The sequence below is a fragment of the Acinetobacter sp. BMW17 genome (assembly GCF_001592855.1).
Classification (GTDB): Bacteria; Pseudomonadota; Gammaproteobacteria; order Pseudomonadales; family Moraxellaceae; genus Acinetobacter; species Acinetobacter johnsonii.
In genome coordinates, this window is sequence record NZ_LSOD01000047.1 from 19,203 (window position 1) to 31,916 (window position 12,714).

Genomic DNA, 12,714 nt, shown 5'->3' on the forward strand with positions numbered 1-12,714 from the left:
TTGTCATCCTCAAAAAATTTATAGGGCCAAGATTGGACTGATCAGCAGATCAATCGCTTTAATGGCAATAAACGGTAGCAGCACCCCGCCCACACCATAAATCAGCATGTTGCGGCGCAATAATTGGGTAGATGTCGAAGGTTTGAATTTCACACCGCGCAGTGCAATTGGAATCAGCAGAGGAATAATGATCGCATTAAAGATCAGCGCAGACAGGATGGCACTTTCAGAACTGCCTAGTTGCATGACATTTAACACATGCATTTGCGGAATTGCCGCGACGAATAATGCCGGCAAAATTGCAAAATACTTTGATACATCATTCGCCAAGGAAAAGGTGGTTAATGCACCGCGAGTAATCAGTTGCTGTTTGCCTATTTCAACCACAGATAGCAATTTGGTTGGATCAGAATCTAAATCCACCATATTGCCTGCTTCTTTGGCTGCTTGCGTTCCCGAGTTCATGGCTAAGCCAATATCTGCTTGGGCCAACGCCGGTGCATCATTAGTACCGTCACCGACCATCGCTACCAAATGTCCTTTGTTTTGCTCGGTTCGAATGCATGTGAGTTTATCTTCTGGTTTCGCTTCAGCGATATAATCATCCACACCAGCCTCTGCTGCGATGGCCGCTGCTGTGAGCGGATTATCTCCGGTCACCATCACAGTTTTAATGCCCATTTCACGTAAGCGCGCAAATTTTTCTTTAATGCCTTGCTTAATCACGTCTGATAGTTCAATGACACCCAACAAATTCTGATCTTTAGCCACGACCAGCGGCGTTGCCCCTTTTGAAGCTATTTGTTCTACGCGCGCTTTCAGTTCGGCATGATTTTCAAGGTTTTGCGAAGCGAATTTAAGAATGGCATCCATAGCGCCTTTACGCACTTGATGACCATCCGCCAAGTTAAGGCCTGAAATGCGTGTGGACGCATTAAAAGCGATAAACTCAGCCTGTTCAGGCTCGGCCACTCTTTCACCTTGCTCTTTGGCCAAAGCAACCACCGATTTACCTTCTGGCGTTGGATCGGCCAAAGAAGTCAGTACCGCCGCTTGGCGAAGTTCAGACTCCGTCACTCCTGTTAAGGGATAAAAAGCAGTCGCCTGACGGTCACCGTAAGTAATAGTTCCGGTTTTATCGAGTAGTAAAACATCTATATCGCCTGCAACTTCAACCGCCTTGCCTGATTTGGCAATCACATTGGCTTTGAGCGCTCTGTTCATCCCTGCAATTCCAATAGCTGGCAATAAGCCGCCGATGGTGGTTGGAATCAAGCAGACCAATAGCGCCACCAATAAAATCGGGCTGATTTCAATATGCAGGAAATGTCCAATCAACGGCAGGCTGACCACGACGATGATAAAAGTCACAGTCATCACGGTCAGTAAAATACCTAAAGCTATTTCATTCGGTGTTTTTTGACGGTTTGAGCCTTCGACCAAAGCAATCATTCGATCAAGGAAACTATTTCCCGCCTCTGCCGTCACTTGAACGATAATCCGGTCGGTTAAGACTTTGGTTCCCCCAATCACCCCTGATTTATCCGTGCCCGCTTCACGCAGTACCGGCGCAGATTCACCTGTTACAGCAGCTTCATTGATCGTAGCAAAGCCTTGAATGATCTCACCATCTGCGGGAATGAATTCCCCTGCACGCACTTCAATCAAGTCATGCATTTTCAATTCAGCCGCTGAAATCTGCACCCCATCCATATCATCTTTAGAATGGATCCGGCGCGCCGTCAAATTTTGACGCGCTTGACGCAGGGATGACGCCTGTCCGCGGCCTTTAGCTTCGGCAAGGGCTTCAGCATAATTGGCAAAGAGAACAGTCACAAATAAAATCAATGTCACCAATAAGCCAAAAACCAGACTGGCTTGCCCCAAAATTGTACTAACCAGTGTAATCAGCGTCCCAAGCCAAACGATGGCCATCACCGGATTTTTAATCACATGCTGCGGTAGCAGTTTAATAAAGGCATTTTTCCATGATTCAGCTTGAAATAAGGTTGAAGCGATAGTGTTTTGCTGTGTTTGAACAGTTTGTTTTGAATGATTCATTGTACTCACCCTTAACCTTGAACCAATAACAGATGATCAGCAATTGGCCCCAAGACCAGGACTGGCATAAATTGCAATAAGGTCAACATCACCACAATGGCAATTAAAGTCAGTGCGAATGTTGGCGTTTCGACTTTTAAACTGCCGCTGCTTTCAGGTGCTTGGCGTTTGGCAGCTAAACGTGTAGCGATGATTAAAGGAATAATTAATGTCGGGAAACGGCCGAGCAATAAAGCAATACCGCATGTGACATTCCACCACACGGTATTGTCTGATAGCCCTTCAAAGCCTGAGCCATTGTTGGCAAATGCAGACACATATTCGTACAGAACTTGAGAAATGCCGTGGTATTGCGGATTACTGTTGCCCGTCAATTCAGGGAAAAATACAGTTATTGCGGTTAAACCAAGAATGACGATGGGTTGGATCAAAATCACAACAGCGAGCAGCTTGATTTCACCGGCTTCAATTTTGCGGCCAAACAATTCTGGGGTTCGGCCGGTCATTAAGCCTGCAATAAAGACCGCTAAAAACAGATAAATTATGAATTGCTGCAAACCGCAGCCTATTCCGCCCCAAATGGCATTGATCAGCATATTGGACAATTGCACCATACCTGTGAGCGGTGCAGATGAATCATGCATCATATCCACTGAGCCGTTATTGACTTGGGTGGTGACCGCTGACCACAAAGCAGATGATGCCTCGCCAAAACGCACTTCTTTACCTTCCATGGCGGAAAGCAATGTCGAATTCGATGAAAGGCTTTCTGACCAGATAGCGCTAGTCGCAGAAATGATCGACATCAGCAGCATTGAAGCAAAGACCAAGCCTGCGAATTTGGCGCGTTTGGTGAAAAAGCCCAGCATAAAAATCACCGAAACAGGGATCAGTAAAATCGCAAGCATTTCCAGAAAGTTTGACAATGGTGTCGGATTTTCCAAAGGTACACTGCTGTTCGGACCATACCAGCCACCACCATTACTGCCCAATTGCTTAATTGCTACCATGGGCGCAACAGGGCCTAAAGGTATTTTTTGCGTTGTTAATTCGCTGCTTTGGTCGATGACTTGAACTTCTGGGCCGCCTTGAAAAGTCGATGGTACGCCTTGGCCAGTGAGCAATAATGACCAAACCATGCATAAAGGAATCAGAAAGCGGAACGTCGGACGAATCACATCGGCCCAATAGTTGCCGACATTAATTTGCTGCACTTTATGCTTAAAGCTGGTCTGTTGATCGGTTTCAGAAAGTGCATTGGATTGTTTGTAGAACAGTGCTCGAACTGTAGCCACCACCATCGCCAGGCCCATCATCGGCGTGATGATCTGCAAGCCGACAATGCCGACCATTTGCGATAAATATGACAGTTGCGCCTGTCCTGAATAGTGCTGCTGGTTGGTGTTGGTCAGAAACGAAATCATGGTATGCAGCGCCAAATCCCATGACATATTCGGTGCATGGTTTGGGTTCAACGGCAGGCTAGCTTGAACCATAAATAGAGTCCAAGTCACCAAACCGATCACTGCACAGCTCATGACAAAATTGAATGAATAGGTTTTGACATTCATCCCCCGTTTGGGATTGATTCCTAAAACCGCGTAAATGGGCTTTTCAATCCAATTGAATAGAGGATCAATTTTCATATCGCGGTTGTGCATAATTGCTGCGAGGTATTTACCCAAGGGATAAGCCAGAACAAAGACGATGCCTAAAAGCAAAGCAAACTCTAACATGGCATTTCACTCCTATGTTTCAGAGCTGAAATCTGCTTAAAGAAGTTGAAATAAGATATATTTTGATTGTTTTGTACAACGCAATTTTTTTGATGCTGTACCTGCTGATGCGCGTGAATGACCGCACTCATGTTTTTCATCCTAAGCATTGGGATATTCCACTATCTAGTATGAAAAATAAAACCGTAAAGTCTCTATCCATAACTTTGGATGCCGCGTAAAGAAAGCGTAAAAATTTGGCTCAGTGAATTTATAAATGCAGAAAAATATCTTAAAAGTGATGGCTATTATTATTCTGTGACTCACTTTATTTATGGATATAATTTCAGTACTTAAAGCCTTATTTTTAGGTTTTATAGAAGGTTTAACGGAGTTTTTACCCATTTCCAGTACTGGTCATTTAATTTTATTTGGCCATTTAATTGATTTTCATTCAGACTCAGGCCGTGTCTTTGAAGTTGTCATTCAACTGGGCGCAATCTTAGCCGTTTGTTGGCTCTACCGTAAAAAAATTATTAATCTACTACATGGTTTTATATCAGGTGATTACCATGCGAGACGTTTTGCGATAAATGTCTTCATTGCATTTATTCCTGCAGTAGTGATCGGAGTTATAGCTGTTGATTTTATTAAACAAGTTTTATTCAGTCCTTCGGTTGTTGCATCTGCACTGATTATTGGTGCACTGTTAATTTTTGCTGTAGAAGCTAAAAATTTTAAAGTCCAAACCATTGAGGCAACCAATATTGGATTCAAACAGGCCATTGTTATTGGTTTGGTTCAATGTCTTGCGATGATTCCAGGGACTTCACGGTCTGGTGCAACCATTATTGGGGGGATGTTGGCGGGTTTATCACGTAAAGCAGCTACTGAATTTTCTTTTTTCCTTGCCATACCAACAATGCTTGGTGCCGCTACTTATGACATATTTCGCAACGTTGATGTTTTAACTTCAGAAAATTTATTGAATATTTCCATAGGCTTTGTAACCGCATTCATCGCAGCTTTGCTTGTGGTAAAAGCCATGGTTAAATTTGTAGAAAAACATACTTTAAAAGTTTTTGCTTGGTATCGTTTGGTATTAGGTTCAATCATCTTATTTATTTTTTAATACAAGCAAAAAAATAAATAAATTAAAGAGAACTCGCTGTTCTCTTTAAGTTTTTTTAATTTACAACCCGTACATTCTGCTGCAAGCTTTTCTGAATCTCTTGTACAACACCCTCTCCCTGATGGAACTTAGGCCCTGATTTAGATCCCTTTTTGGTTCTAGTTTGCAGGGGTTCAGATTCAATAAGTTCATCTATATCAAACTCCTTAACTACCTCCAAGCCTTCCTCCATGTCTACGTCCATCCTTCCATTCCCAAAACCCTTCCTTGCCGTAAAGTCCAAAGCCTCCTGATAAAACCCAGCCTGCTTACTCTGCTCATCAATTTGCTTTGCCTGAATAATGGCTTCATTCAAGCTAATCCCCTCCCTTAAAGTTAGATCCACGTAATACACCGGCTGACGATAGCTTTGTGTCGTACTCTTACCTCTTAAAATGAGTTGCAACGGCAGGCAAGACAGCAAACCATTTGATGCCGCATGGTAATAACTCAGCCGTGCAGCCAAAGTACGGATACTGTTAAAGCCTGTAGTTCTAAAGATGAAGGTGCCAAACTCATCCGATTCATCTAAGTTCACATGCAAACGACCATAGGGCTTGCAGTTCCCTCCTTGAGCCAATGGACATAAATCAGGGGATGGACAGGGAAGTTGCTCCACGCCTTGATTGGTTAAACGTTGGCAGGTTTCTCCATTACCGACACAGACAGGTCTTCCAGTCTGTCGGTCAAACAGGCTGTATTCTGCACGCAGGTTTAAATCAGGATCATTAAAGATCATTCTGACAGGGATTGAACGTAGCTTCTGATTCGGAGCATTCGCTCGCAGCTGATCATCCAGTGGATGTTTAACCCAGCCTTCTTTGCTTTGAATCTGGGAAGTAATGGTGAACTGGTCATCCTTTTCCGGTAGGCGTTTGCCATTCTTCTCGATCATCCGACCGATACTGATCCGTCCGAGTATTGGAGGAGTAATTGCTAAACCTTTAATCATGTTGATATTCCTTAATGTATTACGTTACAAATTTGGGTCTATGTATGTAGGTCGGAACAAGGACCAAATAAGTTACCCAAAGAATGTAGAGCCAGATAAAGTGCTACAGAGATCGCGACCGATTTGCTCTCTACCGAAGGGTAGAGAGCGGGGAGCGATTTTTGTGAATTTTTGATTTGGTGCTGTAGATAGGGCTTAGTCGGTATAGATGTTGAATCGACGACTGCCCTGCTTTTCAAGTGGATAAAGCTCGATGAGTTCAGGCTGGTGCTGAAGCAATGCTTTGGTATTGAGGCTGATAGAGTCCTTGGCTTTCTTCCAGACTACTGAGCCATTTGCAAAGACTGCCCTTTCCTTGTCTTGCATCATCATCTGGATTTCATGTTTAAGCTGGTCAAAGCGCTCCTGCTGATGCTGAATCTCTTCCTTCATTTTGATGAGCTGGTCGAACATCAAATTGGCATTTTCATTTTGCGAGAGATCCTCTACGGTTAAAGGCACATGTGCTGGATAGAGTTGTTGAATCGCTTTAGCTGCGGATTCACTTGCATCCACGGATGGTGGTGTATCCTTTTCCACGCATTCCCAGAAATATCGTTCTGCTTGAACAATATGCTCAATCACGGATTCTGATCGTGTCACTTTGAAGATCTTGGTTTCATGCCCACAGATCAAGACACAAACATGCGCTGCCTGTTTACCAGTCACCGCCAGTTGATGTTGTACCTGACAAAGCACATATAAAGGCACACCATCACGCCACAATTTTGCTCCATGCTCACCTGCTGTTTTGCATTCCAAAATTTGGACTTCATCACTGCCGACTACGCTGTAATCCAGATTGGCTAACATAAAGTGTTTATCGGGATCAGGATGCTGTAATACAGCATTGACTCGACGAACTTTATTATTGGTGTGCATGCTGTAATACTCAGCCACTAAAGGTTCGAGCTGTTTGCCCCAATACAGAGGTGCTATACCTGAACTTTCATCTTCAATGGATTGAGTCTGTCGTCCAGTTTTGATTAGCCAGAGTTCCAGCATCGACATATAGGGATTGAGACCACAGGCAGTCGCGGCATCACTGCTACCGATACCTTGTTTACGAACTTCGAGCCAATCTTGATACGCCATATCTTTGGTGTTGACCAATCGCTTGGCTACTGTTGAGCGTTTGGTGGTGACGGTTGGATTGACTACGATCTTTGATCCTACAGTCGTAGGCTGATGGGAAATAGATACAATTTGATTCATGAAATTATCCTTATAAATTCTGATCTCTGTAAAAGAAATGCATAAAAAAGCCATACCCGACACGAGGTCGGGTATGGCGATTTGTTTGCTGTTTTAATTGATAGGGGTTACATGAGTGCTATGACTAGCATTTGTTTGGGGTGAATTGATTTCGACAGAAGTGAGTAAGTTAATTTCAGGCGATCAAAGCAAGCGCTTGCTCCAATCCTCGTTGTTTCACACCCGCACCTGCACCGAACCAAGCTGAATCAAGACGGTGATCTGTACTCATGGCACGTCGTTCATGATCCACAAATTCTGTGATCGAACACAGTAAGCCATAAGCTGTATCTTTAGCTGATGACAATTCAGCACCACGTCCTTGCCCATTGAACATGTCCAAAGCTTTATTCATGGCACGACCATTTGGTTCAGGCTTTTTCTCTTGAGCTTGCTGCGCGACATTACGATAGAACTGAATGATGTTTTCTTCAGGATCGGAAATTGACATGGTGCTGTTGTTGAATACGGCATCAAAGTAGGCTTTGGCTTCCTGCTGACTCACCTTACGCTGTGTGAGTTGTTTCATTTCATACATGTGCTCATCCCAGGCACGAACTGAAATACCCAATTGCTGCTTCACTTTCTCTGCATCAAACTTGGTGCTATGTGGAACTTTCACTACACCAGCACTACTGCTCTGCCCACGTAGAGCAATGGCTAAAGTGTTGTTACAGACTACTCGGATACTTGTGAACTGTGCTGTCGTTGCCAAGGTGCCATCACACGCAGTAGCCAGCAGGATATAACCATTACTGACATCCTTAGACTTTAACGCGGTACTTTGCCCGGTACGTGCCAAAGCCCAGAACTTCTTCCCACCTTTCAAAACCCCTGCGGTTTCTAACTCAAAGCCAGATTGCTCAGTCAGATCCCGGTAGAACTCTAGAATCTCTTTAGGCTGAACTTCCTGATAACGCTGACTGACTACAGATAAAGGTGCATGGGTATCTGAACGATACAACACTCGCTGTTCTTCAAATGGCATGATAATGCTCTGACCACGCTCATTCTGTGCCATATAGCTGACGTTCGACGATTCAATCCGCCAGTCCATCCCGGCTTGCTGTGCCCAGACTTCCAGTGGTTGATTCGGACTCAGCTGATTACCGAGACCATGCCAAGGGGTTTCGCCCACATAGGCGATTTGTTCGATTTGATGTGCCATCGTTCTTATCTCCTATGATGATTCAACGAAAGTTTTGCTGACAGTGATTGCAATGGTAATACGTCAGCGTGATCGGCTTTTTCGGCTCATCAAACATACTGCTAAATAGACCACCAATGACCGCACCTGCAAGCCCGCCAAGCAGTGGTGATACAGGCAACGGTAAACCCTTTGAAATGGACGCACCAATCGTTGCGAACGAAGCTGATGCTGCTAGACCTGTAGAATCAGAACCATTCACCTGCTGATTAACCACCTGAATGACTTGATCCGATAAGCAATAAGGACAATTTAAACTCATAATATATACCTCTAGAAATGACAAAAGCTCACCGATGGGCAAGCCTTGCAAAGTTAAAAAACTCGTTTTCATCTAGATAATGTATATCTGAGATTATTTTCATTTAGCGTCTATCATACTGCGCTCTTAACTGACCTTTACCAAATACTCTTCGTCCTTTTGGCTTTACACGTAAGTATTGAAGAGTACGTTTGTGATGATCAGCAATGTATTCCATTGCCTCAATGAAATTTGTCACTTGGATTGAATCACGACGATAAATCACACCGATCCCTAGCTTATTCTCTCTTCGAAGTTTCGCTACACGTTCACGGTTCCAGCAATTATAGCCTTGACCATAACCTCTAGTAATATCCCTCCATAGCTCAATAATTTCATTTCCCCAATATGCCGCGCTTCCATCACGATAGGCATTATCATAAATGATTGCTAAATGGCAATGAAAACCTTTACTTTTACCGCCTTGCTCCACTCCCCATATATACCCGATCACATGTTTAAATATGCCATCCTTATTCTGGATACGATTAAGCAGTATATCCAAATCATTATAAATATCTTCAACTCTGATGCGACTAGAATGTTCTTGTAAATAACCCAAGTCCACCCGAGCAACTAATATTCGGCTATATTTACCAATTATTGACTCACAATATTCCTGCACTTCAATTTTATTTTCATCTTTCTGTTTTTCGATCATCTTATAATCTTTTTCAAAATCCTCAGATAAATCTAAAAACCACGCTCTCATCTCTCTATACCCAATTATCTTTAGCTCATCCATAAGATCAAAATAATCGGAATCTATTCTCTGTAAGTCATATCTCAGAATTACAAAGAATTTAAGATAACCTGTGTATTCCTCATCAGGATCATAAATATCATTAAAGTCTAATAACAGATTAGTAAGCTGTGAATAGAATTCATCCCATTCCCTACTTCTTCTTTTTAGACATTTTAAGAAGTTCTCAATATCAAGTGTAAGTTGTGCCTGATTAATTGAAGCTCTCATGTTTGAACCTATGTGTGTGATAGTTACATAAGAGATAGGGAATTCAGTATATATATACGTTTTACTTCTTAACAAGGTATTAACTAATAAACGATTAGATTAATAACCAAAGCTTAAAATAAACCAAATTATCAGTAAATCAAAATAAAATATAAAACCTCAAATACAATTTTCCCGTATTTCACAAAGATTTTTTAATACCCTACCCCTCATTAAAAGCTAGAATTAAGGAATAAAATTAATTTTAGACTATATCGTTTTATTACCTAATTTTAGTTATAAAAAAATTAAATTAAAAACTTATATTGCCTAAACATTTTTTATTTATAACACCCTTATTCCCTAGTAGAAAGCTTTTAAAAATATAGTGCAAAACAAGGGGAAATAGAGTGAAAAACTTAGTAGAAAGTATTGTTTTTATTACCTAAAGTATGACGTAAGCTTTTTAAAAATAGGATACAAAATGCGCAATTCTGAACTAGACAATCTTAAATCATATCTGACACAACTTAGAGATGAAGATCTTATCTGGGCACTGTTTGTCTATCATCGCCCAAATATTGATAACAATCGCAGAATACGGGAGAGTAACGATGCTATAGAAAAAGACATCGCAAAACTGAACAGCCTAGATAAACTCAGGAACATAAGTAAATTTATAATTGATGAAATGAATAATAGTAGTGATGATGATATCTATTATTTTTTACGTGATTTAAAGGATTTTCAATCTAGAATCACAATACATTCTTTTGACTTTAATAAAATTAAAGATAATCAAAGATTCTTACAATTTGCATGCAAAGTCTTGAATGAAAAAGAAGGAGATCGCTTAATTTTAGATATAAAAAATCTATACTTCCAGCTCCTTTATCTGGCTTATACAATCCCTTTTTATTATGAAAATTCTAGATCAATTGAAAATATATATTATCGATTTGACAAAATATACACAAAATTCAACAGTCATTTTAAATCATCATGCTCTGATTTTTTTGTATGGGCTAAAAAGTATATTAATGAAAACTCAGAATTTAGGAGATACAGAAGAGATGCATCACATGTATCTGAATATGAGACTTTAATTAACTCAATATTTGATATTATCTATTATGAAGATGAAAATATTCACTATGCTTTAAGAAAAAAATTATCTAACGCGTGGTATCAAAAAAAGCACCGTGAGGAGAAAAAGGTGAAAAAACCTCACTATTACGCATTAACTAAAAGAGCTAGAGAAGCGTTGCTTACATTAGCTTTCAAGAATGGTCTGACCGAAGAGCAAATGATCGAAAGACTCATCAATGAAACCTATGCCAAAGAATGCTGTTCAGTCGATGGAGAAAACCTATATTTGTAAAAATAATCTTTCCACCAGTCACACCCAATCTAGTCCATTATATAACTAAGATTGGGTTTGTGCGTGCAGACCTAATGAAAATAGGTATCTTAATAAAATTTTATTGATTTAAGCTCATATTCACTTTGCTTAAAGCACTTTTAAACGGCTTTGTTGCACAAAGATTTCATAACTATATGATTTAAAAAGTTTTGATTATTTTTTGATCCAAAGTTAAATTTATTTAAATCAGATACTTACATATTTATACAACAAAGCCTCGGTAGTGTAAAAATGCCCCCCTAACGGCATTTAAAAACTGACCCCCTTGGTTAATATTGCGCTCGGTTATATGCCGAGCGAATTCTATTCTTTGGCGCATGAGCAAGCTGGCGTTCAATGACATCTGAATTAAACTGATTCGAATCATTTACAACTGGACTGAATAGCGCTCTCAAATAGTGTTTGTTTATTCAACCTGTATAAATAAGCATGCTCTAATATTTTAAAGTTTAGCCTTAGCTGCTTGTAACTGCTTCTTAAAGAATGCATTAGAATTTGGATTATAGTAAAAATCATGAATGAACACTCTTTCATTCATTCCATACATTTTTTCTTCAACCAAGCATTCTACAGTTATACGTATAAGCGTGTAAATGTCATAGACACGATCGTAGCAGTCAAATATAGTTTTTTCAGACACAGAGAAACCAAAGTCAGCTAATTTTTTTCTTGCGAGCTTGGCACATGAGATATCCGAGTCCACAATATATTGAGGGGACTCTTTGAACAATGGTTTATCGAGATTATTACCTTTCTTAAGTATCAAATGCCATGCACCGATTAAGGCAATCCAATTAGCCGAACTATCTGAGAAAATGGGATTATGTCCTAATCGCTCTTCAATATTTATTAGAAACTTCTTCAGATCATTCTTAGTCTTTAGCTTATAAAATCCATCATATTCAATCCCCTTTAATGACTTGGCCTTCCCCCTAGCCTTAATGGCAGCTGCTACTTTTTCATAATCTTCCAAATCATTTAAGTTAACAATCTGATCTTCGGAATAATACTCTGCAATTAAGTTATTTTTAAAAATGTCAAACTCTAGAAATAACATCGCCCTATAGAAAAGTTTATTTAAAAAACTCTCATTGATGACTTTATTCTTTTTTTGATATTTAGCTAATGTTAAAAAATTAAAATCTAGAAATTTACTAAGCACCCCTATAGTTATATTATCGTACTCAAAATATAGAACTTGACTTACAATTTTAAAAGCAGCAGCACTAGTAATTGACTGGATTGGAATTTGGATTAATACTTCATCTAAATCTTGCTTATAATGTTCTATTTGAAAACCCAATAACTCTATTTGTTGAATTAGGTAGGCACGATATTTTTCTTGCATTTTAAAATAGATATCATCTTTAATTAATTCACCCTTTCCAAAAGTTAACTCAAAATCTACTCCTATTAATAACAAATGTTTGTAATGTTCCCTTATCAACGCGCCTTCAGACCTTCGATAAGCCAATAAATCAATAGCTGCTAATAACTGACTATATATACTTGACTTCTCTTCTGAGAAGCCCTGCATGGCTACAACATCATGAAAATATAAATAATCTAATAGTCTGACTGTGCTGTTTTGAAAATCGTTAAGTTTTGGCATAAGTGTGTATTCTTAAAAAAGTTCCCC

The 12,714-nt window shown here is 40.1% G+C and carries 10 protein-coding genes and 1 pseudogene; 2 read left to right on the forward strand and 9 right to left on the reverse strand.

What is annotated here, in order from left to right:
* Positions 1–18: 18 nt before the first annotated feature.
* Together kdpB and kdpA are read right to left on the reverse strand one after the other, a co-directional pair.
* Positions 19–2,061: a potassium-transporting ATPase subunit KdpB gene (gene kdpB, locus AXW61_RS14890; protein ID WP_010115594.1), complete on the reverse strand. Its 2,043-nt coding sequence runs from the start codon at positions 2,059–2,061 to the stop codon at positions 19–21.
* 11 nt (positions 2,062–2,072) lie between these two features.
* A complete protein-coding gene (kdpA, locus tag AXW61_RS14895) occupies positions 2,073–3,797 on the reverse strand; it encodes a potassium-transporting ATPase subunit KdpA (protein WP_062034933.1) in 1,725 nt (574 codons plus the stop codon).
* Positions 3,798–4,110: 313 nt separating this feature from the next.
* On the opposite strand from kdpA, the gene AXW61_RS14900 reads away from it, so the two are divergent.
* Positions 4,111–4,908: an undecaprenyl-diphosphate phosphatase gene (locus AXW61_RS14900; protein ID WP_062034935.1), complete on the forward strand. Its 798-nt coding sequence runs from the start codon at positions 4,111–4,113 to the stop codon at positions 4,906–4,908.
* A gap of 55 nt (positions 4,909–4,963) precedes the next feature.
* Here AXW61_RS14900 and AXW61_RS14905 read toward each other — a convergent pair whose 3' ends face one another.
* The 5 genes from AXW61_RS14905 to AXW61_RS14925 all read right to left on the reverse strand — a co-directional run bounded on the left by AXW61_RS14905 (position 4,964) and on the right by AXW61_RS14925 (position 9,673).
* Positions 4,964–5,899, reverse strand: coding sequence for a hypothetical protein (locus AXW61_RS14905; RefSeq protein ID WP_062034937.1), 936 nt, complete (start codon positions 5,897–5,899; stop codon positions 4,964–4,966).
* A 195-nt stretch (positions 5,900–6,094) separates the two neighbouring features.
* Entirely contained in the window at positions 6,095–7,153 is a 1,059-nt protein-coding gene (locus AXW61_RS14910) for a lambda-exonuclease family protein (RefSeq protein WP_062034939.1), read from the reverse strand.
* A 175-nt stretch (positions 7,154–7,328) separates the two neighbouring features.
* A complete protein-coding gene (locus AXW61_RS14915) occupies positions 7,329–8,360 on the reverse strand; it encodes a DUF932 domain-containing protein (RefSeq protein ID WP_062034941.1) in 1,032 nt (343 codons plus the stop codon).
* A 22-nt stretch (positions 8,361–8,382) separates the two neighbouring features.
* Positions 8,383–8,661 carry a hypothetical protein gene (locus AXW61_RS14920; RefSeq protein WP_026057364.1) on the reverse strand — a complete coding sequence of 93 codons (279 nt, stop codon included), beginning with the start codon at positions 8,659–8,661 and terminating at the stop codon, positions 8,383–8,385.
* Between the two features lie 103 nt (positions 8,662–8,764).
* Positions 8,765–9,673, reverse strand: a complete 909-nt coding sequence (locus tag AXW61_RS14925; protein ID WP_010115608.1) for an inovirus-type Gp2 protein — start codon at positions 9,671–9,673, stop codon at positions 8,765–8,767.
* Positions 9,674–10,136: 463 nt separating this feature from the next.
* On the opposite strand from AXW61_RS14925, the gene AXW61_RS14930 reads away from it, so the two are divergent.
* Positions 10,137–11,033 (forward strand): hypothetical protein, encoded by an 897-nt coding sequence (locus AXW61_RS14930; RefSeq protein WP_045795896.1) that lies wholly within the window; start codon positions 10,137–10,139, stop codon positions 11,031–11,033.
* A gap of 311 nt (positions 11,034–11,344) precedes the next feature.
* On the opposite strand, the pseudogene AXW61_RS17850 reads toward AXW61_RS14930, so the two are convergent.
* Positions 11,345–11,467 (reverse strand): annotated as a pseudogene (locus AXW61_RS17850) (integrase); the annotation flags it as partial.
* A 50-nt stretch (positions 11,468–11,517) separates the two neighbouring features.
* Entirely contained in the window at positions 11,518–12,687 is a 1,170-nt protein-coding gene (locus tag AXW61_RS14935) for a hypothetical protein (protein ID WP_010115610.1), read from the reverse strand.
* Positions 12,688–12,714: the final 27 nt, after the last annotated feature.